Source organism: Lysinibacillus sp. FSL K6-0075, from assembly GCF_038592945.1.
Lineage (GTDB): Bacteria > Bacillota > Bacilli > Bacillales_A > Planococcaceae > Lysinibacillus > Lysinibacillus fusiformis_F.
Genome location: NZ_CP151947.1, coordinates 2,067,465 through 2,089,162, shown reverse-complemented (window position 1 = coordinate 2,089,162; position 21,698 = coordinate 2,067,465). Strand labels below are relative to the sequence as shown.

Annotated in this window: 26 protein-coding genes; 11 read left to right on the top strand and 15 right to left on the bottom strand. The window is 39.0% G+C overall.

Annotation, left to right across the window (positions count from 1 at the left end):
• Positions 1–103 precede the first annotated feature (103 nt).
• The gene (locus MHB65_RS10095) at positions 104–1,309 is read left to right on the top strand and encodes an MFS transporter (RefSeq protein WP_342443339.1); all 1,206 of its coding nucleotides are present in this window, start codon (positions 104–106) and stop codon (positions 1,307–1,309) included.
• Between the two features lie 256 nt (positions 1,310–1,565).
• On the opposite strand, the gene MHB65_RS10090 is transcribed toward MHB65_RS10095, so the two are convergent.
• The 4 genes from MHB65_RS10090 to nagZ all read right to left on the bottom strand — a co-directional run bounded on the left by MHB65_RS10090 (position 1,566) and on the right by nagZ (position 6,903).
• Positions 1,566–2,747, bottom strand: a complete 1,182-nt coding sequence (locus MHB65_RS10090) for a NupC/NupG family nucleoside CNT transporter (protein WP_342443338.1) — start codon at positions 2,745–2,747, stop codon at positions 1,566–1,568.
• 52 nt (positions 2,748–2,799) lie between these two features.
• Positions 2,800–3,507, bottom strand: a complete 708-nt coding sequence (gene deoD, locus MHB65_RS10085; protein ID WP_342443337.1) for a purine-nucleoside phosphorylase — start codon at positions 3,505–3,507, stop codon at positions 2,800–2,802.
• Positions 3,508–3,710: 203 nt separating this feature from the next.
• Complete coding sequence (locus MHB65_RS10080) at positions 3,711–5,147, bottom strand: helix-turn-helix domain-containing protein (protein WP_342443336.1); 1,437 nt, start codon at positions 5,145–5,147, stop codon at positions 3,711–3,713.
• A 67-nt stretch (positions 5,148–5,214) separates the two neighbouring features.
• Positions 5,215–6,903, bottom strand: coding sequence for a beta-N-acetylhexosaminidase (gene nagZ / locus MHB65_RS10075; protein ID WP_342443335.1), 1,689 nt, complete (start codon positions 6,901–6,903; stop codon positions 5,215–5,217).
• 191 nt (positions 6,904–7,094) lie between these two features.
• On the opposite strand from nagZ, the gene MHB65_RS10070 reads away from it, so the two are divergent.
• Both MHB65_RS10070 and MHB65_RS10065 read left to right on the top strand, forming a co-directional pair.
• Positions 7,095–7,490, top strand: a complete 396-nt coding sequence (locus tag MHB65_RS10070) for a glucosamine 6-phosphate synthetase (RefSeq protein ID WP_342443334.1) — start codon at positions 7,095–7,097, stop codon at positions 7,488–7,490.
• A gap of 136 nt (positions 7,491–7,626) precedes the next feature.
• Positions 7,627–8,169, top strand: a complete 543-nt coding sequence (locus MHB65_RS10065) for a hypothetical protein (protein WP_342443333.1) — start codon at positions 7,627–7,629, stop codon at positions 8,167–8,169.
• Between the two features lie 72 nt (positions 8,170–8,241).
• Here MHB65_RS10065 and MHB65_RS10060 read toward each other — a convergent pair whose 3' ends face one another.
• From MHB65_RS10060 to MHB65_RS10050, 3 genes are all read right to left on the bottom strand, one after another.
• Positions 8,242–8,457: a hypothetical protein gene (locus MHB65_RS10060; protein ID WP_205442941.1), complete on the bottom strand. Its 216-nt coding sequence runs from the start codon at positions 8,455–8,457 to the stop codon at positions 8,242–8,244.
• Positions 8,458–8,617: 160 nt separating this feature from the next.
• A complete protein-coding gene (locus MHB65_RS10055; protein ID WP_342443332.1) occupies positions 8,618–9,151 on the bottom strand; it encodes a GNAT family protein in 534 nt (177 codons plus the stop codon).
• 90 nt (positions 9,152–9,241) lie between these two features.
• Positions 9,242–10,093 (bottom strand): GNAT family N-acetyltransferase, encoded by an 852-nt coding sequence (locus tag MHB65_RS10050; RefSeq protein ID WP_342443331.1) that lies wholly within the window; start codon positions 10,091–10,093, stop codon positions 9,242–9,244.
• 298 nt (positions 10,094–10,391) lie between these two features.
• Between MHB65_RS10050 and MHB65_RS10045 the strand changes: the two genes are divergently transcribed.
• Positions 10,392–11,564, top strand: coding sequence for a multidrug effflux MFS transporter (locus MHB65_RS10045; protein WP_342443721.1), 1,173 nt, complete (start codon positions 10,392–10,394; stop codon positions 11,562–11,564).
• Positions 11,565–11,631: 67 nt separating this feature from the next.
• Here MHB65_RS10045 and MHB65_RS10040 read toward each other — a convergent pair whose 3' ends face one another.
• The gene (locus MHB65_RS10040) at positions 11,632–12,132 is read right to left on the bottom strand and encodes a hypothetical protein (RefSeq protein ID WP_342443720.1); all 501 of its coding nucleotides are present in this window, start codon (positions 12,130–12,132) and stop codon (positions 11,632–11,634) included.
• A 95-nt stretch (positions 12,133–12,227) separates the two neighbouring features.
• Here MHB65_RS10040 and MHB65_RS10035 point away from each other — a divergent pair, with 95 nt between their 5' ends.
• Positions 12,228–12,680: an NUDIX domain-containing protein gene (locus MHB65_RS10035; protein ID WP_342443330.1), complete on the top strand. Its 453-nt coding sequence runs from the start codon at positions 12,228–12,230 to the stop codon at positions 12,678–12,680.
• A gap of 33 nt (positions 12,681–12,713) precedes the next feature.
• Here MHB65_RS10035 and MHB65_RS10030 read toward each other — a convergent pair whose 3' ends face one another.
• Both MHB65_RS10030 and MHB65_RS10025 read right to left on the bottom strand, forming a co-directional pair.
• Positions 12,714–13,157, bottom strand: coding sequence for a GNAT family N-acetyltransferase (locus tag MHB65_RS10030; RefSeq protein WP_342443329.1), 444 nt, complete (start codon positions 13,155–13,157; stop codon positions 12,714–12,716).
• Positions 13,158–13,167: 10 nt separating this feature from the next.
• The gene (locus MHB65_RS10025; RefSeq protein ID WP_205447417.1) at positions 13,168–13,485 is read right to left on the bottom strand and encodes a MazG-like family protein; all 318 of its coding nucleotides are present in this window, start codon (positions 13,483–13,485) and stop codon (positions 13,168–13,170) included.
• Positions 13,486–13,564: 79 nt separating this feature from the next.
• On the opposite strand from MHB65_RS10025, the gene MHB65_RS10020 reads away from it, so the two are divergent.
• Positions 13,565–14,140, top strand: a complete 576-nt coding sequence (locus tag MHB65_RS10020; RefSeq protein ID WP_205442932.1) for a TIGR00730 family Rossman fold protein — start codon at positions 13,565–13,567, stop codon at positions 14,138–14,140.
• An 85-nt stretch (positions 14,141–14,225) separates the two neighbouring features.
• Entirely contained in the window at positions 14,226–14,588 is a 363-nt protein-coding gene (locus tag MHB65_RS10015) for a hypothetical protein (protein WP_342443328.1), read from the top strand.
• 129 nt (positions 14,589–14,717) lie between these two features.
• Here the strand turns inward: MHB65_RS10015 and MHB65_RS10010 are convergent, their stop codons facing one another.
• A complete protein-coding gene (locus tag MHB65_RS10010; RefSeq protein WP_342443327.1) occupies positions 14,718–14,915 on the bottom strand; it encodes a transmembrane Fragile-X-F protein in 198 nt (65 codons plus the stop codon).
• A gap of 118 nt (positions 14,916–15,033) precedes the next feature.
• Between MHB65_RS10010 and MHB65_RS10005 the strand changes: the two genes are divergently transcribed.
• The 4 genes from MHB65_RS10005 to MHB65_RS09990 all read left to right on the top strand — a co-directional run bounded on the left by MHB65_RS10005 (position 15,034) and on the right by MHB65_RS09990 (position 18,090).
• Positions 15,034–16,011: an arginine deiminase family protein gene (locus tag MHB65_RS10005; protein ID WP_342443326.1), complete on the top strand. Its 978-nt coding sequence runs from the start codon at positions 15,034–15,036 to the stop codon at positions 16,009–16,011.
• Between the two features lie 82 nt (positions 16,012–16,093).
• Positions 16,094–16,339 carry a YkuS family protein gene (locus tag MHB65_RS10000; RefSeq protein WP_205442923.1) on the top strand — a complete coding sequence of 82 codons (246 nt, stop codon included), beginning with the start codon at positions 16,094–16,096 and terminating at the stop codon, positions 16,337–16,339.
• 132 nt (positions 16,340–16,471) lie between these two features.
• On the top strand, positions 16,472–17,638 hold the full coding sequence (locus tag MHB65_RS09995; RefSeq protein ID WP_205442922.1) for a Ger(x)C family spore germination protein: 1,167 nt from the start codon (positions 16,472–16,474) through the stop codon (positions 17,636–17,638).
• 104 nt (positions 17,639–17,742) lie between these two features.
• Entirely contained in the window at positions 17,743–18,090 is a 348-nt protein-coding gene (locus MHB65_RS09990) for a VOC family protein (RefSeq protein ID WP_205442917.1), read from the top strand.
• Positions 18,091–18,185: 95 nt separating this feature from the next.
• Here MHB65_RS09990 and MHB65_RS09985 read toward each other — a convergent pair whose 3' ends face one another.
• From MHB65_RS09985 to MHB65_RS09970, 4 genes are all read right to left on the bottom strand, one after another.
• Positions 18,186–18,953: a hypothetical protein gene (locus MHB65_RS09985; protein ID WP_342443325.1), complete on the bottom strand. Its 768-nt coding sequence runs from the start codon at positions 18,951–18,953 to the stop codon at positions 18,186–18,188.
• A 268-nt stretch (positions 18,954–19,221) separates the two neighbouring features.
• Complete coding sequence (locus MHB65_RS09980; RefSeq protein ID WP_342443324.1) at positions 19,222–20,382, bottom strand: MFS transporter; 1,161 nt, start codon at positions 20,380–20,382, stop codon at positions 19,222–19,224.
• A gap of 181 nt (positions 20,383–20,563) precedes the next feature.
• Positions 20,564–20,716: a hypothetical protein gene (locus MHB65_RS09975; RefSeq protein WP_205442913.1), complete on the bottom strand. Its 153-nt coding sequence runs from the start codon at positions 20,714–20,716 to the stop codon at positions 20,564–20,566.
• A gap of 126 nt (positions 20,717–20,842) precedes the next feature.
• Positions 20,843–21,496, bottom strand: coding sequence for a hypothetical protein (locus MHB65_RS09970; protein WP_342443323.1), 654 nt, complete (start codon positions 21,494–21,496; stop codon positions 20,843–20,845).
• Between the last annotated feature and the right edge of the window lie 202 nt (positions 21,497–21,698).

The following is a 21,698-nucleotide window of genomic DNA, read 5'->3' as shown; positions in this document are numbered from 1 at the left end:
TTTTTATAACCAAATATAAATTTATTCCTTTATTATCAAATGTAAAATTCAAAATCTGATTAGTATAATTAATCCTATCAACTAATCAGGAGGCCTTTTATAAATGGATAATAATAGTGATTTAAGTAAACAAAATTCTTATGCAATACCCTCAGAACGTCTTCCTTGGGCAGGTTTAATGGCGCTCGCTATGGCTGGGTTTATATGTATCCTTACCGAAACTATACCTGCTGGTTTACTAATAGAAATAAGCAAAGGACTCGGTGTGTCAGAATCCCTTGCAGGTCAACTTGTTACAGCTTATGCTCTTGGTTCACTCATTGCAGCTATTCCTATAACCACTGCAACACAAGGATGGCATAGGAAGCCCTTACTGCTTTTGTGTATTATTGGATTCCTTGTATTTAATACTATTACAGCCTTATCTTCTAGTTTGACCTTAACTTTAATCGCTCGCTTCTTTGCAGGTGTAACGGCTGGAGTCCTGTGGGGGCTGACTGCGGGATATGCACGACTGATGGCGCCAGAATCACTAAAGGGAAGGGCAATGGCCGTAGCCATGATTGGTACGCCTCTTGCATTAGCTTTGGGTGTTCCTACTGGGACATTTCTCGGTTCCCTTGTTGGCTGGAGAAATGGCTTTGGCATAATGTCACTTTTAGCAGCATTACTGATTTTATGGATTATTTGGAAAGTCCCAAACTTCCCTGGACAAACATCTTCAAAACGAATGACTCTTCTAGAGGTTTTTATTACGCCTGGAGTTCGTCCAATCTTGTTTGTTGTATTAGCTTGGATACTTTCGCATAACATGCTTTATACTTATATCGCACCATACCTTTCCGAAGCAGGACTTGCCAAACGAATTGATTTGATTTTACTTGTTTTTGGTATGGCATCTTTAGTTGGAATCTGGGTTATAGGTATATTCATTGAGCGTAGACTACGTACTTTAGTTTTAATGAGTCTGGTCGGATTTGGATTAGCATCATTCGCATTAGGTATCGGAATTAGTCATCCTATTATCATTTATAGTGCTGTAACTGTATGGGGCTTAACCTTTGGTGGAGCAGCAACACTGACGCAAACAGCCATAGCAGATAATGCTAAAAAAGGTGCGGATATTGCCCAATCTATGTTAGTTACTGTTTGGAATCTCGCTATTGGTGGCGGGAGTGCAATTGGAGCAGTTCTGATCGAATCATTTGATGTGAGTTCTTTTCCATGGGTAATGTTTATCCTCATTCTGCTTGGATTCCTAGTAGCATTTCGTGCAAATGTTTATGGGTTTCCTCAAAAAAATCAATAATTAATTTCTTGTAAAGAATGTAGTCATCCTCCTTAAAAAAGAGTATCTAAAGGGGTACTTGATATTCCTATACCATGTCACTGTAGGTAGAAGTTGATCTTTATCGGATTATTTCTAAAACATGGCCCGATTGCGCTGTAGATTAAACTAATACCGTTCTCCAAAAATCGTAAGCTACTTACTTTCCATAAAATAAAAGAGGCTACCGAAATAATATGGTAGTCTCTTTCTTTTTTTAATCACGTATCGGTTCTATTTAAAACACAATCCCAATAATAATCGCTGATAGAACACTTACAAGGGAGGCACCGTATAGCAGTTTTAATCCAAAGCGTGCTACCACATTGCCTTGCTTTTCATTTAACCCTTTTACTGCACCTACGATGGTACCAATCGAGCCAAAGTTAGCAAAGGATATGAGGAAAACAGAGACAATGGCTGCTGTACGCTCACTGAAGCTATCTTGGATTTTAACGAAGTCCAGCATGGCAACGAATTCATTTGCTACAAGCTTTGTTGCCATGATACTACCAGCATTCACAGCTTCATGCCAAGGTACACCCATGACAAAGGCAATTGGGGCAAAGACATACCCTAGGAAGCCTTGGAACGAGATGCCGAAAATGCCATTAAACACACCATTAATGAGGGCAATTAACCCAACAAAACCTACTAACATAACCCCCACGATGATGGCTACTTTAAAACCATCCATAATGTATTCGCCTAGCATTTCAAAAAATGTTTGCTTTTCGCCTTCCTGCACTTCAATTATATCTTCCTCCGCTTTCACTTCATACGGATTAATGATCGAGGCTACGATAAAACCACCAAACAAGTTTAATATTAAGGCTGCCACTACATACTTAGGCTCTAGCATCGTCATATAGGAGCCCACAATGGACATAGATACCGTTGACATCGCAGAAGCACATAAGGTATAGAGTCGATGTTTTGGTAAAAAGCCAATTTGGTTTTTCACTGAAATAAATACTTCATTTTGCCCCACTATTGCCGCTGCAACCGCATTATAGGATTCTAATTTACCCATCCCATTGATTTTACTTAATACTAAACCAATATACTTGATGATAAACGGCAGAATTTTATAATGTTGCAATATGCCGATGATGGCTGACATAAAAACGATTGGCATTAAAACATACAGGAAAAATGTATGTGCGCCCTCATTCGCCATCCCACCAAATACAAAATTCGTACCCTCGTTGGCATATTCAAGTAGTTTTGCAAAGCTATCAGCAAAACCTTTAATTAAATATTCCCCGATACCTGTTTTCAGTAGAAGAAACCCTAAAACAAGCTGGATAACAATCATCACAATGATTGGGCGGTATTTAATTTTTTTCTTATTATTGCTTGCAAGCCATGCTAAAAATAGCACGAGTAGTAGACCTACTATCGAAATAATATAATGCATGTTGTCCCCTCCGTAACGAACAATGTTTTCAAATGCTTTCTCTTCCCATCCCTTACTCCTCGATAATTGTGTGTAGAGCAATGTCTACCATATCAAAAAAGGACTTTTCACTTTCCTCGTGCGTTAAGCTTTCATTTGTTAATAATTGACTACCTACCGTCAAAATAGATAATGCCTTTACCCCGTATTTTGCGGCTAACGTATAGAGGGCTGTGCTTTCCATTTCTACCCCTAGCACACCGAATTCCATAAACTTATGAAGCCTGTCTAATGTTTCACGATAAAATTCATCTGAATTATAAATATTGCCAACAAAAACATTTCCTTTTTTCCCTTGCGCTAGTTGAAACGCTTTCATTAATAAGGAAAAATCCGCAATTGGTGCGTAATTATTGCCGTAGAAAATTTTCTCCGTCAAATTGCTGTCTGAAGACACGGCTTGGGCTAGAATGATATCGCGGATTTGAATGTCCTTTTGCATCGCGCCACATGTGCCGATACGAATCAATTTTTTCACGCCATAATCGTTAACCAATTCAGTACCGTATATACTCATCGAAGGATTTCCCATGCCCGTCCCCTGCACTGAAATTGGCACGCCTTTGAACGTTCCTGTGTAACCATACATTCCTCTTACTTCGTTATAGCAATAGACATTCTCTAAAAAATGCTCTGCTACAAATCTTGCACGTAAAGGGTCTCCAGGTAATAAAACACGCTCAGCTATTTCTCCCTTTTTTGCTCCTAAATGTCTACTCATTTTCATTCCTCCAAAAACTTGTTATTTATCTCAAATTCATTAGGTAACCGTTTTCATTTACCAATAAAAAAATACCCATAGCCATTTCCAAACCCATTTCTTCTAGAAGAAATCCGTTCAGAAACTACTATGAGTATAAGTTTTTATGATCATAACAAACTAGACCAGATTGTTACGTAGTGTACGGGAAATAATTGACCAAATTACCGAAGCAATTCTTGACGAATATTATCTAAATCTCTTTTGGAGGGAATCGTAGATATAATAACAACCGGCACTGTCGTTAAAGCAACTGGAAAATTACTTATAACAAAATCAATGTCATGCTGCTGCACCATTTCATCCGTTAGCCCCTTCATAATAGAGGTATTAATAATCAACTGGTCCCCAATTTCATTTTTGATCAAATTGGCTATATAATGGCGGATTGAAAACTCCTCACCAATGACCAAGAAGGCTCGTTTACTTTTATAACGTAGCCCTGAACGAACAAGCAAGGTAAGCTTGGTTAAATGAAAGTCATTATACAGGACAGATGGGTACGCATTTTGCCACGTTTGCATACAGGTCTGCATATCTTGGTAAATTTGCTGACATTCGATTTGAACATAGTTTGTTAAATTACTTTTTGAAATCATCAACCATTCAGGAATGGCATTATCGATGAAAAGCTTGTCCAGAAACTCATAAACCTCCAAGCTAAACCGCTCATTCATATCTAGATTAGGGTAAGCCTTTGCTAATAAAGTGAACAGCTGCTGCGCCATTTGATCGATTTCTTTATTCTTATATAATTCGATTTCCTTCATTGGCGTCATGTCTGACCCTTCATAATAATGATATTGGCTTAGACTAAATAGAGATTGCATAAAAAACCGTTCACTCTTTGGTAATTCAATCGAAAATTTTTCTTCCAGTGCCTGTGCAAAGTCTTTTACTGGCAAATAGAACAGCCCACTTTCCCAGGCGTAATCACCCTCCGTAATTTTGACATAGTTGCCCTTTCTTACTCTTTCCAAGACAATGGCCACTAAAAAGGATAATTTCCTTTTGGAATTGATAAAATAAACAATGCTTTGCTCATGCTCTATATGCGTGATGTATTGATTGATAAAATCAAAGTCACTATTGGTAAATGGCCATCCTGTAAACTCATAGGCATCACCATATAATTTCCAATAAAAGTAGCGGATATTCAATTCATTTCCCTTTACGGCTGGCGTCGAGTATGTGATGCGTAGCTTATACGGCTTCAAATCATGATTATTTAGTTGCATAATCAGCTTCTTCATCGAGGAGGTGCTCATAAACATGGCTTCTGCCAGCTCCTCCATTGACAATGGTTTCCTATTTGTAAACAATACATGCATTAGTCGATAGAAGATGGTTTGCCTGAACATGCTAGAAAGCACTTCACTAACAGTTGTACTTCGCCCATCGCGTTGTAGAAAAATTCCCTTTCCTCTAGATACTTCAATAGTCATCGCTGCTGGTAATTGCTGATTAATCTCCTCAACGAGCTTACGTATGGTCTTATCTGAAATATGTAAACTTTTTTCAACCTCTGCTAAGGTAAACCATCTTTGTTCAGAATCTAGCAGCGTTAATAATTGACTAGCTAATTTGAATTCCTTATCCACGTTCTCACCCTTATCCATCATTCACAAAAAGGAACATACATCACTTGCTGTATGTCCCTTTTCGCCTTTATTTCATATACGTATTCAATACTTTTGCGATGTCTGTATTAAGCTTGTTGATATCGACCGCTGTCACGGGTTGATTGACAAGCTGATATTTTTCTTTTAGTTTTATTATTCTTCGGACGCTATCATTTATGCGCTCCTCTGTTATTTCCCCATTGCTGACGGCTGTTTTCACCGCTTCTATAGCTGCTGTGATATTGGCAAACTCATGGGCAATTAAAATAATATCACTACCAGCCTTGATCGAATCGACAGCTGCTTGCCCGATCGGATAATGATTCGTGATGGCTTTCATCGTCATATCATCTGTCATGATAACGCCATCAAAACCTAGTTGCTTTCTTAGCATACCCGTAATAATTTCCTTCGACATCGAGGAAGGATACTGTGGGTCAATCTTTGGCAATAAAATATGAGCGACCATGACGACATCTGCACCATTGTTAATGGCGTCTTTAAATGGGACAAGCTCTAGCTGATTCAAGTCGTTCAAGCTTTTTGCCACCTTTGGCAATTCTAAATGGGAATCCACTGACGTGTCACCATGCCCAGGGAAATGCTTGACGACAGGAATAACCTGCTCGGACTCCAGACCCTTCATTGTCTGAATGCCTAATTTGCTGACGATAGCAGGATCATTGGAAAACGAGCGACCCCCGATAATCGGATTATTCGGATTGCTATTGACATCTAATACAGGCGCAAAGTCCAAATTGAAGCCAAATGCCTTTAATTGCTCCCCTAATAATTGGCCTACTTCAAATGAAAACTTGGATTGGTTAATGTCCCCAATTTTTTTGTTCGTTGGGAAATTTTTTAATGCACCTGGTAATCTGACCACTTTGCCACCCTCTTGGTCAGTGCCAAGGAAAAGGGGTAGCTGATTATTCGCATTGGCAGCCATTAAGTCATTCATCAATGTGACCGTTTGCTGGGGTGTTTCAAGATTATTGCCATAAAGAATTAAACCACCTACTTTAGCCTTTTGAATAAGGCTTGTTGTTTCCTGCTGGAGCGTCGTACCTGACACACCTGCAAACATCATTTGACCGATTTTCTCGTCCAATGTCATCTGTTCCACCGTATCAGGTGCTTGTGGTTTAAGTTCCGTATAAACCGAAATATGATGAACGGCAGGATTGGCATCGCTGTCAGTCGGTTTCGGTAAGATCCACTTTAATTGATAGCTGGCATTGACTTGGTAGACAAGAATAATTTGATTGGTCGTCGGATCCTGATAGTAACGAACTTCATCAGGTTCACCCAATTTATTTTTAATATCTGCTAAACGAATGCTTTTAATATTCTCTTTCGATGAACGGATATCGAAAGCCTGTGAACCTCGATAACCAATCGTCACATCCTCATAATCTTCATATTGTCCATTGGCTGATTCAGTGACTTGCTGAGGTTTTCCCCATTGCTCATGAACCGTTTGTTGTTCAGTATCTCCTACTGCAAATGGTACATCTGGTATTTTTCCTTCTTGCGCGAATTGAGCAATGTCCTGTATGAGGACCTCCATATTTTCTGAACCACTTTCCTGTTCGGACGCATCCTCTTGAACGGGCGTTGTCTCAGGATTTCTAGTCGGTTGTGTGACTGGCCTCATTTTCAAGCCGAGAAAAAAGACCAAACCCATTAACATCAGCACAAGAACTAGCAGCAAACCCCGTCTTTTTTTATGCATGCAAAAACCTCCTTCACCAAGCAATATGGCGACTTCGAACAAATCTATCAACTAACGTTATCATAACTGCCACCTGAATTCAAAGCTCACGCTATGAACAGAATCACGGCCTTCTATAGAAAATATTATCGTAAGCTAGCAAAAATGCAAAAGAAGATGTTAAAATATTCACATAAAGGGGGATGTAACGCATGGGGAAATTAAGTAAAAGAAATATATTGTGGATTGTGCCAATCGGTATCTTAGGGGTATTTTGGTACTTTTATGGCCCACAAAAGGATATTACGGACAACGAATACATTACATATGTAAAAAACTATTCCTATGAAAATAGTACAAAAACATTAGAGAGTGCCTTTGCCTCTACCTGCGAAAATCCATATTGGGTTTATTTTGAAACACAAAAGGGACAGGACGTAGTAGAGTTCGAGGGCGATTGTACAGTTAACAATGAAGTAGCCAAGATCAATGTACAATTTCTTGTAGACAACGACATCACAAGTGTCCAATCAGGTGCAATGCTTGTCGATAGTAAAATGCAGGAAGAAGCAGACCGCGATCAATTTTTACTAGCACTTGCTCAATAATGAATGGTATGTAGACCCTTATAGTGATGCTATGAGGGTTTTTTTGTGGAAGAAGGATGGAAGCGGATAGCATGAGGAATGTGGTGGATAGGAATTCTAAAGTGATGGATAGAACGCGGCATTGAAGGATAGCCCTTTGAAAGTGGATAAATCGAGGAATGTGGCGGATAAGACTCCTAAAGTGGCGGATAGCACTTTGAATGTAGTGGATAAATCGTGGAGATTGATGGATAGCCTTGTGAAAGTGGATAAATCAAGCTATGTGGTGGATAGGAATTCTAAAGTAGCGGATAGCCCTTTGAATGTAGCTGATAGATCGTGGAGATTGATGGATAGCCTTGTGAAAGCGGATAAATCAAGCTATGTGGTGGATAAGACTCCTAAAGTAGCGGATAGCCCTTTGAATGTAGCGGATAGATCACGTAAATTGAAGGATAGCCCTGTGAAAGTGGATAAATCAAGCAAAATGGTGGATTGCAATCCTAAAGTAGCGGATAGCCCTTTGAATGTAGCGGATAGATCGCGGAGATTGAAGGATAGCCCTGTGAAAGTGGATAAAGCAAGCTATGTGGTGGATAGCAATCCTAAAGCAGCGGATAGCCCTTTGAATGTAGCGGATAGATCGAGTAAATTGAAGGATAGCTCTGTGTTGCTAACGTATCCTCCTATCTATTTTTAGTGTAAAGGAAGCTTTAAGTTTTACTAATCAATATAAAAACCCATGCATATCTCCGCATGGGTTTAGCTACTATTAACCATTTCTAGTAGAATGGGAGGACTTTAGTATGGTCCGTTCAATGATTCTAATTTCGTTATTTAGTTTTGTAATCGCCGCTTCAATTTGTTGATAGCGCTCCATTCGCTTGACCTTCTCTGTTGGAATGGAACCCTTTAGAGCGGCCTGTCCTGCGTATAAGCTTGACAGTAAATCTAGCTTTTGAAAATAAGCTGTGCTATATTGCTCCATAACACCCAGCCCCTCATCTGTTACTTTTTTGCACGAACTTATGAATTGTTGTTCATATAAGAACTATAACCGAAAAAAGTAACCTCAAAACTCCATCTAAATTATTATTTATTATCCATTTCCAAGTAAATTATTATTCTATAAAAGCGCTAAAGCTACGTTATTCATCTTTTTTTAATAAAGAATAGATAAATGTATCATGTGCTTGTCCCTTTTGATACATATAGTCCCTCAATATGCCTTCCTGTTGGAACCCAAGTTTAATCAATAGCTGAGTGGATGACTCATTTTCTAAAAAAACTACGGCTCCGATACGATTTAACTTCATATCCTCAAAACCATAGGCAATCACTTTCTGCACAGCTTCTTTTGTAAAACCTTGTCGCCAGTAATCGGGATGAATTTCATAGCCAATTTCTGCTCGCTGATGTGCAGCCGACCATAAATGAAAGCCAACTGTACCAATCACTTCATTCGAATCTTTTCGTTCGATTCCCCAACGAATCCCACGCTTTTCCTCAAAGTTTTTGGCAAATTGCTTAATTAATTGTTCGGCCTGCTGTGTGTCGACAAAGGGTTCCTGCCCATAATAGCGTGTTAAAGCCTCATTGGAAAAACAACGAAAAATCGCAGGAACATCCTCCTCTGTGAGTTCTCTTAACCTAAGTCTTGCTGTTTCTAACACTGGAAACATCCTGTTCCCCTCCTCTACCATCCATAACATTCTCTACTCTTCCTTCAAAATCCTTTTTTTGACAACATAAAAGTAGGCTCGCACGTTTGCTTAGCCGAAAGCTTGTGCTGCTAGAGCAAATAATGTTTGATTTCGAGTAGGCATTTTTTTGGCATTGCGGATCATGACAGGCGGTGTGGCAGCCAGCGTAAAACCACTTTGTTGTAAAATTGGACTCAGCTCCTTGTGGACAGACGGACAATCGATACGTAATTTCCCCTGATAGCCCTTAGCCAATTCATTGATAATATAATGCGCTATTTCCTTATCTGGCGCTACGATTGGTCCTAAAAGAAGATAAATTGGCCCTGCGATTGTTAAGCCATAGCCAATCATTTGGTTGTGTTGATTTTTCACGACAACACAGCGCTGTGACTGCTGAATTCTTTTACGCAAAAAGACGCTTCTACTATCCCCAAAGGCTACTGCATCCAGTTTAACAAGCTGTTCAAAATCCTGTTCTTGCAATTCATTGATGGTGCCAAAACAATTTGCTTCCCTTGTCGTCTCTACAAATTTGTCCGCCAAATATTTATGTACATGCTCAACAGTCGTGAAGCCCATTTTTTGATATAATGGTTCTCCTTCTTTCGTAGCTACGAGCATAATGGTTGTGTCCTCTGAAACACTATCGATACAGGCTTGTGTAACGATTCTACCTAAGCCAAAACCTCTGCATTGTTCATGCACAATCACCATGCCAATGGAAGCTACATTTGTATCATAGGGAATAATGGCTGCACTGGAAACAATTTTTCCTTCCCTATTTTTATGTCCAACTATTCGACCTGCTGCCATGATCGTTTCAATTTCATGGGCATCGTAATCCCATCCAACTGAAGCTGATAGCTCAACTAATCCCTGAATATCGGTAGAAGTAAATAATGTTAGCTCAAAATTCAATTAGGTTCACCCTCTATCATTCAAATTAAAAAGAACATTTGTTCCATTTTACAAAATTCACCTGCTATGTACAAGCAATTTCTCTTAATAATTGATAGGTTTAGCAATTATTACTATATAAATATTGTAAAATAGCCTATAATAGCTACTAGACTATGCACTCCTACTTCAAGCATATAAAGGTGATTTCAACATGACTTCTTATGAACGTATTCTTATAATGGTCCCGCCGTTTCCCTAGCTACGCAATCTACTTGTAACTGACAAAGTAGAATTTTGCTTGTAGGAGGGCAATATGTTGAAAAAACAGGCAGTACCATCTTTATTATTAATGATTGTTCTTGTGGCTTTTCCACAAATTAGTGAAACGATATACACACCATCTCTACCGGATATTGCAGCTGCACTTGGTGTAGACTTTAGCTCAGTCCAATTAACCTTGAGCATCTATTTTATTGGCTTTGCATTCGGTGTTTTCTGCTGGGGATGGATTTCTGATTTTATTGGCCGTCGACCTGCCATGCTAGCCGGTTTAATTTTTTATGGAATAGGTAGCCTACTCTGTTTTTACGCAGAGACAATCCCTTTTCTGCTAGCGAGTCGGTTGATCCAAGCGTTTGGTGCCGCAACAGGCTCCATTATTACGCAGACCATTTTGCGTGAAAGCATGACGGGGAATCAACGCCACGCCATGTTTGCTCAAATTTCAGCCGTCATTGCCTTTACCCCAGCGGTAGGGCCATTGATTGGTGGTTGGGTGGATCAAGCATTTGGCTTTCGAGCAGTGTTTTTTGTCCTTGTCATCATGAGTCTCTTGTTGTTTATCTATGCTTATTGCAGACTTCCAGAAACAACCGATCCTGCAACAAGACAAAGAACGGCGATTTGGCCTGTCGTCAAACGCATTTTTGCTTCACCCATTGTGCTTGTCTATGGATTGCTAATTGGAGGCATCAATGGTGTCCTATTTAGCTACTATGCCGAAGCACCCTTTATTTTCATCGAGCATTTTCAGCTGTCACCAGGTCTGTATGGCTTTCTTGGTATCATTGTTGCCCTTGCTTCCATTATAGGGGCCATGATTTCAAAACGGCTCGTCATCATCCATCCACCACAAAAAATCATTCATGTTGGTTGTTTAGTGATGCTTGGTGGCACTCTACTTTTGACCATCGTCTGTACGCTGCCATTGCATGCGAACATGATGGCCATCGGTATGATGATTACTGTTTTTATCCTGCTGTTAGGCTCAGGCATTGCACTTCCGAACTGTCTAAGTCTAGCATTAGTAGACTTTCAGGATGTCATTGGTACAGCAGGCGCTATCTTTAGTCTCGGCTATTACTTACTCGTCAGTGCCATCACATCTGGTATGAGCTTGCTACACAACGGTTCTTTACTAACAATGCCACTTTATTTCTTAGGTCTATCCTTCATGATGTGGCTTTTTGGGAGAAAGTTTATTCGATAATGGAAGAAAGCGGGCTTCCAATCCTATAAAATAGATGAGCCACCCTAAAATTTCAGGGTGGCTTCTCCTATCCTTGAAAATAATAATCTAAAACTTCCTGAGCGGTATGGAAAACTTTATTGCTTTGCGTTTTATAAAGAAATTTGGGATTCGTACAAGCTTTCTCCAGACTTTTTGCTTGCTTAAGCTTATCCGTCATTTGCTCGATAATATCTGTGTAGCCATCAAGCTGATTTGAAATTTTCGGTAGCATCGTCGGTGAGATATCGAGTACAATAGAGACTTGATCCTCAGCATAACTATTTAAATTGATAAAAAAGCATTCTTCCAAATGCTTTGAATGTTTATCTACATTAATGACGGCCTCTTGATAATTGGCGATTAACCCCGTTGAGGTATTCGTAATCGTAAAGCCTTGTTGTGTCAAATGCTGTTCAACTAGCTTTAAAAACTGCTCCACCTCTGCATCTAGTTTCGGTGTAACATTGGATTGAATTAAATCATTACAATTCTGATAAATGGTATCAATTTCAGTCTGTTTGTCTACAAGTAATTTAAAATTGGACATTGAATACACGCTTCATCTCCCCTTTTTACTAAGGTAGACATTCATGATGCGTTTTAGTCATGATCACAAAAAATAACAATTAAAAGGAGAAGTCGATGATTAGAAATTCTGTCAAAGCAATCATCATCGTGGATGGGAAGCTATTGCTAACAAAAAATCAAGATGACGAGGGCTACTTTTATCTTTGCCCAGGTGGCGGACAGGAGCATGGAGAGACCTTCCACAAAACGCTACAAAGAGAATGCCTTGAAGAAATTGGCTCCTCCGTTCAGATTGGAGAGCTACAATTTATCCGAGAATACATCGGACAAAATCATGAGCATGCCGCCTTTGACGCAGATGTACATCAAGTAGAATATTATTTCCTATGTCAGGTACAGGAGCAAACCAGTCAGCCAACAAATCCAGATAGTCATCAAGTTGGGACACAATGGATTCCCATTGAAAAGCTTCATACTTATAGACTTTACCCTAAAGCGCTTATCCAACCCCTACAACAATTTATTCAAGGACAACAAACAGCTATTTATTTGGGCGATGTCAATTAAAACAGGCTGTCTATCTCCATAGACAGCCAATTCTTAAGCTAACACTTTCACCATCGTATAGTAGCTACTGCCTGGTGGGTAATCTTTAATTTCTCCCACTACTTGATAGCCATGTGCCTCGTAAAATGTACGCGCTTGAAACGCGTAGGTTGTCAGCAAGGCTTTTGTTGCCCCCATGTCCTTCGCTACCAACTCTGCTTGTGCTAAGAGCTTTTTGCCAATACCCTTTCCACGATATTCTTCACTAAACCAAAATTTATGTATTTCCACCCATCCCCAGTAGATCTCAGCCGTTAGACCACCTATCCATTGCTGCTGTTGATCTGTGACGATCAACTGTAAAGGACGAACCGCCCCCTTCTGTCTACTTTCACGATGATAAGAGGAATGCTCATTATTGTAGGCACGAATTTTTTCGCTTAAAAAATTCGTGAAATCCTCATGCTGTTCACGTACAACCTCTACTTGATACTCCATCCTGCTCCTCCTACTCCTGGTAGCGTTTTATAAGCTTGTCTTGATGAGCTGCAAATATCTCTTCTAGTGGAATATCATATTGATTGGCAATGACTATAAGATTCCCTAGGACATCCCCTAGCTCTTCAATCAGCTCCTGTTTATTTTCCTCAAAGGATTGTGTTTTTTCATCTGGTCGATCTCTACCAATCTCGATTGCTCGAATCGCCCTCGCTACCTCACCTGTTTCCTCTGCCAAAAAGCCAATACGTGTAAAAATATTGAGCTCTGACCAGCCACGTGCTTCATAATAATCCTTTACCCAGCGTTGAAATTCATTTAGTTGCAATTCCGTTTCCTCCATTTCCTTCCTCTTCAAAATAAATTATACTATAAAAGAATTTGATCAGATATGGAGGAAATCAACTATGAAAAGTATTGCCGTATTTTGCGGTTCCAGTCTAGGCGCTTCTGACGCTTATCGTCAAGGAGCCATTTTACTAGGAAAAGAATTAGCCAAAAGACAAATTACCCTTATTTATGGTGGTGCTTCTGTAGGCATCATGGCAACAGTAGCGAATACAGTGCTAGAAGAAGGCGGCAAGGTCATTGGGGTGATTCCGACATTATTAGAAGAACGTGAAATTGCACATCAACAGCTGACAGAGCTAATTGTTGTGAACACGATGCATGAACGTAAAAGTAAAATGATGGAATTAGCAGATGGCTTTATCGCCCTTCCTGGTGGACCTGGAACATTAGAGGAATTTTTTGAAGTATTTACGTGGAATCAAATCGGTCTGCTTCAAAAACCTTGTGCTATTTTCAATATGGAACGCTATTTTGATTTATTAATTTCATTCTTTGACCATATGCAAAATGAACAATTTTTAAAAGCCCAATATCGTGAGGCACTTATTGTCGATGAGGACGCAGCAGCCCTATTAGATAAATGCGAAAGCTTTGTTCCTCCAGCTGTGAAAACCTATGAATTAAGCAAATAATCAAGTGGTGAGGTTGGACCTAGTTGGACTAACCTCACCTTTTTCAATATCCAAAATTTGGTTGAAGAGCTAGGAGGCGATGACTATGCGAAACAAAAGATGGATCTGGTCGTTCGGATTACTAGCGATCATTTTGCTACTCGTGTTTTTTCGCAAACCGCTCATTTCCTTTCATGATGCTGTACCTGAATTAAATACAGCTAATATCCAACTTGTTTTGATTTCAGATACGAGAGAAAAATCGTATTATCTGGACGCTGAGGAAACAGAGCAACTGATCTCGATACTAGATAATCTAGTGATGAAAAAGAAATTCATACCGAATATATCCGCATTTAATACGGATGCTTATATGATTTTCAATTCTGCCAATGCAGAAGAATCGTATACAATTCAAGTGGATTATGACAGAAATATCATCGGTATTAACGTGCATCCTAAAATATGAAGCAATACATTCTTGCGGACAATGCTGATTTATTTTTATTTGTTCAAAGTTTCTTAAACTAATCAGGAGGGATTTGAATTTGCTCGATCCTCTCCTGATTTTTATGTAGGAAATCATACACTTCATTTTTCAATCGATTTCATCATCCCGCCTCCTTTTCACCGCTACCACAGCAATCAATACCATCCCGAGCTTCACCAGCCCAATCATGGCATACAGACTAAATGAAAGAATCGCTGGTAATAATACCAGCCACCATGACCATGTAATGACATCTGTTAGCTTTAATACGACAAAGACAATGGTCAACACTTCTGCAATGCCCATCTTTTCACCACCTTACAACCCATTCTTGACTATATAGTAACTATATACCTTACGATAAGGAACATCGATGGAAAAATTTTCACTATTTTTTCTAAATCATACAACAGGAGGAAGTACGATGACGAATATTTTTGTAAAAAGTGAGTTTGCTCCTTTAAAACGAGTTGTCATGGCGCAATCGGAATTTGCTTTTCCAGCGAAGGATGATCTAACAGATGATGCATTTTTAACAGAAGAAACATTAGCACTTTACGCAAACGCAGATACACTCGGTAAAAATTTCAAAGACGTCTTTCCAGAAAGACAGCAGCAATGGGAATTGGAAAGAGCCAATTTAAAGAAGGTATTAGAAAAATACGATGTAGAAGTACAAGTACCAAGACGTTTAACAGACTATGAAAAACAGACAGGAAAAGAAGATGGCTATAGCAATTTCTTCGTTCGCGATCCCTTTTTCACCATCGGCCATTTCTTAATCGAGGGTTCCCTTCGATTCCCACATAGACGCAACGAAGTTTTGCCAGTGCGCAATCTTTTAGCACAGGAAGCAAACGAAAATCAATGTTTCTATGTCTCCATTCCAAAGCCTGATATGGCAGATGGTTTGGATTCTGAGGCTGGCCCATTTTTAGAGGGTGGCGATGTGTTAGTGTTAGATAAAACGATTTTCGTCGGAAATTCAGGATTAGCCTCCAATAAAAACGGAGTGCAATGGCTGCGTAATCTGGCAAGTAACGTTGATTATAAGGTGGTCGAAGTGCCGCTTCATCCAACTATTCTCCATCTCGACTGTGCGCTAAGCTTGGTTAGAGAGGGTCTGATGATTGTTTGTGAGGAAGCGCTCGTAGATGGCATTCCCGAACAGCTACAGGATTGGGATAAAATTCACGTTTCTCTAGAGGATGCCGCAAGACTGGCTACTAACGGTTTACCAATTAATGAAGAAGTCTATATTACAGATAAAGAATTTACATGGATCGGCGAGCAACTAGCACAGAGAGGTATCACAGTAGAATATGTTGATTTTACAACCTCTCGAAGCTTTGGCGGTTCTTTTAGATGTAGTACACAACCACTATTACGGACAGATTTCTAAAAATTATCCATCTCCTCTAAAAAAATAATATGAATAATGAGCAACCTGAAATGGCACATTATTTGTAGGAGGTGGACAAGAAATGTCTAGAATTATTGGTGTTGAACAATCATTATCAAATATCGAGGATGCTTTAAAGGCACAAGGCTATGAAGTCATCCAGCTTCGCAATGAAGAGGATGCGAAAAAATGTGATGCTTGTATCATTACAGGTCAGGACCGTGATGTTATGGGAATTAGTGATCCAGTCATGGCAGGCCCTGTCATTGATGCAGATGGACTATCGGCAAACGAGGTCGTTCAACGCGTCCAAAAATATTTCCACTAAAACCACTAGTGCTGTCTCCATGTCATTTTTGACAAGAGCAGCACTTTTCTACATACTAAATGGTCTCTACTTATAATACCTTGCGTTCTTGTACAAACTAATATACACGAACTTTAAAAAGTAGGGAGACATATGAGCCAAAAAAAGATTGCGATTATTATTGTCATGCTTACGACTACACTACTGATGTCAGGCTGTTGGGATGTCACAGAGCCACAACGAATGTATTACGTACAAGGTGTAGGGGTTGACTATAAGGATAATGAATATACAGCATACTTACAAATTATCAACTTTGCTAATGTAGCGAAAACGGAATCCGCTAATCCAGAAGCGGCACCTACCGAAATTGGCCAAGCGAAGGGAAAAACAATAGAAGAAGCCATTTACAAATTGTATCGTTCAATGGACCAAGAAGTATTTTGGGGACATATGACCTTTCTTCTCTTCTCCGAGAGTGCTATGAAAGATGAGCGTGCTATTGCGGTTATTGATACTTTTTTACGCTTTCGCGAGACCAGATATCATATTTGGGTTTACTGTACCCAAGATCCTATTAAGGATGTTTTATTAGTTTCTCCATTGTTAGAAAAATCACCAACTGCCGCCAAATTAAGTAATCCTAAAAATACAGCTAAGCAGGAGTCATTTGTAGAGCCTGTCAATTTAAGACAGCTAGTCATTGGCTTAAATGAGCCAAATCATGAAATGAAAATTCCTTACGTAACCGTCAACGAAAACTGGGAAACAACAGATGGATCTAAAACAGAAACCGTTTTTGCTGGTGTTGGTATTCTGTCAAAGGATAGTTTTAAAGGCTATATTAAAGGCAAAACGGCTCGTGGAATCGAGTGGATGAATGATGAAACAAAGCAAGGTGAAATCACCGTTGAATTAGAAAATAATGAAAAAAGTGATTACTTAACCGTTGATATTAAAAAGCTAGATGTCAAGGTCAAACCAATTGTCAAAGGGAATGATGTAACATTTGAGGTCTATTTAAAATTCGATACGATTTTAAATGGATTTAAAGGGAAGCTCACACCCAATCAGGTAAGAAAAAAAGTAGAAAAAGCAGTCAGAGAAGAAATCATGACTACCTTTGAGGAAGGGCTAAAGCTGGATGCAGATGTCTTTCGCCTATCCGAATATCTTTATCGTGGTAATGTAAAGACATGGAAAAAATTAGAGAAGGATGGCAAAATTCCATTAAGCAAAGACTCCATTAGTAAAATCGATATTCATATTAATAAAGTAAGCCCTGGCCGTAAAACGTTTGCAGAGACGGTTACCGAATAATAGGTAGAGACCATTCAAATTGGCATGGTCTCTTTCTTATGCCCAACTTGTCATGCTATATTGGTAAAGATAAGGAAACTTTAAATAGACAGGAGTTCGAGACGATGATAAAAGGTTTTGGCGGCATTTTTTGGCGAACAAAGAATCTAGATGCTATAAAAAAATGGTACAGCGAAGTCTTGATGTTGGAAATAGACGATTGGAATGGGACAATCATGAAACCCCAAGAAGGCAATGAAACGATCTTTTCTTTCTTCACTGAACAGGACAGTTATTTTCCCATAGAACAACAAGTAATGTTGAATTTCCAAGTACATGATTTAAACGAGATGATAAAGCATCTTGAACATCTTGCTGTTCCCCTTGCAAAGCCTCTAGAGAGTAGCGAATTCGGAAAGTTTATTTGGATTAAAGATCCAGAAGGTCGACTGATCGAGCTTTGGGAGAAATAGTTTTTAATCTTTACTAAATACGGCCACAATAAGTAAGAGCATGTTTTGATTATATGTTTTCAAAACATGCTCTTTAGGTTTTAAAAGCTGCACGGCTACACCCTTTGCTTTTTCTCTTGGAGCGAAGGGAATCCAGCTCGAGACCACAACCATAATGGCGTATGGATATCGATTGGGGCTATTCCAGTTCCTTTGAGCGCTTGCTCCCAGGCATTCGCTACAACTTTACGATCATTCGCTCCCCCATCTAACACCTCTTCCATACATAACCCCAATTTAACAGTTGCTTTCATTATATGTGTATCTGGAGCGATTGTTATAAGCTCCCGAGAACGCCACTTAATAGATGCGTAGCTCTCCAAAACATATAGCCAGTAATTGAAAATTTTAGGTCCAGATAAATAGGGGAATTCCGCTTTGCGAGTATGTTGCATCAGCTCTTTTAAGATAGCAATATCAAAGTGAGTAGATGCTATCAGCCCCTGTACATCTCCATTTGCAGAGGAATTTACAATACCTTTCGCTACTCGTTGCCAAATCTCAGGATGTCGATTAGGTTGTAAAGCAACACGATGAAGCAATAATGCCTCGCGTAAATCATGAATATCACAATTTGAGACGATTTCAGGATGAAAAATCCATGCTGTTTTTTCATCTTGATAAGCCTTGACAACAGATTCCCACAACGCATAAGAATTTCGTTGATAATTCAAAGCCATTGCTAGCGTTAGCACATGAAGTAAATCTGCATCTTCTACAACACCCTTTAACACATCTTCAGGCATTACTTCCCCACCAAGGTCTCCTTCTTCATACATCTCCAATAAGGTTCTAACATGCTTTAATAATTGTTCATTTCCCATTTAAAATCCTCCAAAGCTTGCCTACTCCCTATCATACCTCAAACCTAAATAATTTGGATTGAATTTTCCAACTATTTGTTATCACGCAAGTGGCTTCCAACCCTATCTAAGTGCTATTGATGGTATTTTTTTGGTTGTACTGAGTGAAGAAGTCTAATGATGTTGTTCATATAAAAATCCCCTTTAAATAAGACGTGTAAAATTAAGGTCCTTCTTTACATTGTCTATTTAAAGGGGCAATTAACGGAGACTGGTCCTTCTTACTGAATTAATGGTTCGTTTTCTTATTAACAATATAATCTCGGTAGACTAACAGGGCGACAAGAAGAAAGCTTAGGCTAACAAGTCGGAAAATCATTTCTATACTTATCCATTCAGCTAACATCCCCAAGATGAATGCGCTCAAACCAACTCCAACATCAAAACTGGAAAGGAAAGTGGCATTGGCTGCACCACTTTTGGCTTCACTTACTTTTTGAACAGCCCATGTTTGTAAGCACGGCATAACGGTGCCATAGCCTGCACCGAATAAAATCGCTGCGATAATCAGTGTGAGACTATTTGTCATATAGGACAACACGATTAATGATAGGAAACCGAAGATGGCTGACACAATGATGATCGACCATGGTCCATGCTTATCAAACCATTTCCCTGTAAATGGACGTATTAAAGTGGAAACAATTGCGTTGATCAGAAAGAATAGAAAAATATGTGCTAATCCCTTTTGTTCACCAAAAAGAACTAAAAATGTAATGATGGCGCCAAAACCAAGCGCCGTCACGACTGTCAATAATGCCTGAAACCTTACTTCTTTTTCAAATAACGCTTCCATAAATCGAAATGGCTGCTTGTCATTTTGAGTAGGTGCAGTAGAATGCACAAATGAAAGCATTAGGATCGCAAATAAACTGAGTAAGGCTGATGACCAAATCAAAGTATGAAAAGAAAAGGAACTATAAATAAGGATCCCGAGACTTGGTGCAACAATCGCTCCGACTGTTGTCGACACCGAGAAATAGCCCATTCCCTCTCCTAATCGAGCTTTAGGAATGCTATCTACAGCCATTGTACTATTGGCTGTCGTCGATACCCCCCACGCCGTTCCATGGAAAAGTCGCAGCAACAGGAAAATCCAAATCGTGTTAAGCAATGGATACAGCATTGTAATGATTAGTAACATGATACTTGCAACAATGGCTAGTTTTTTTCGCTTATGATCAATAAAATAGTATCCTATAAAAGGTCTTATCGTAATGGCGCCTAGTGTAAATACCGTCGTCACCAAGCCTACTTGCATCGGATTGGCGTTTATGCTTAATAAATAGGCTGGTAAAATAGGCAGCAGCATTTCAAATCCTATAAAAATAAAAAAATTACTTATAAATAGAAAAAGAAATGATGAAGTAAAAATTGGTTGTTTTTTCATCGTATAATTCCTCGCTTCTAATTGTTTTTTCTAAATTAGAAGCGCTAGGAACACTGCAACATTCCTTAATTGTCTTAGTTTTTTTAGCAATTAGCTCACCCTCTCTCAGTTGAATCACAACAAAAAAAGACGCCATAAAACCGGCGTCTAGAAATTACTTTGTATCGTTAAAAGTCATTTTTCACACATGACTGACAAAGGCAAAAAGCTTCCGGTTACTAATCTCAATATGCTGTTTTCTTAAAAAACCACAGACTGGTCCCTTTGAGCATAAATCATCTAATTGTAAAAATGTCTTTACCTCAATCGCCGTTCTTCTGAAAATCGTTTCCATGACTTTTTGCCTCCTCTCTCAAAATCAATTCATAGCTTATTATAATTTAATACAAGTCTCCCATAAAAGCAAATCCAACGTTGAAACGATGTAGGAGACGCAAAATGTTTTCCCCTCATCGCCTATCTATAAGGTTCTTTCATTGTCTCCGTCCCTTAATTGAACATGCACCTTGGAGGAGCCCCCACTATATATATGATTAGGAACATTTGTAACATCGAGTAATTCCTTTAGATGAATAGATTTTTCACGATTGGCCTCGATTGTCACATGATATGGCCCTGCAATATTCATAAGCGAATTCATACGCTCATCATCTTTAAAAAAACTCGTATCGATAAATTGTAAATCAAAGGACACTGCTTCATTGCTTCGATTATGTAAGACAAGGGTGCATTCCCCAGTCATTAAGTCTTTTCCCACCATATCAAAACGGCATTCTCCATCCCCTTTGTATGAAATGGCCATAATGCCACTAGCAAAGGTTTCTTGATATGCCACAATGAGCAAATGGGGTAAAAATGAATAGAATAATACTACGATGACAAATGTTCGAAAATGATATTTGTTTATGCTCCTAAGTAGTATAATCATGGCGATTATAAATAAAATCGAGCCAAAGATACCGAGTAACACGTATCCATCGTGTGTTTCGATGGGAATTGACATGAATGTAGTATGTGCAATCATCGCTTCATTGTAGGGATACGGAAAAAATAGACACATACATATACCCAAAATAACGATTGACCCGATAAACGCCTTTTTATTGTTAATCATACGCTGCCTCCTTTCTAGAAAATGGCTAGGTGACATACAAAAATATGCACATACCAAATTTACCATATATCCCCTAAATAAGACATGAAGCCTGTGAAAAACATCTATCTTATCGTCAATCCGTCTGAAGGATGTGGAAAATTTCCAAAATTAAGGTAAATTGATATAATAAAGCAATAAGAGGGAATTACAAGAAGAAAGA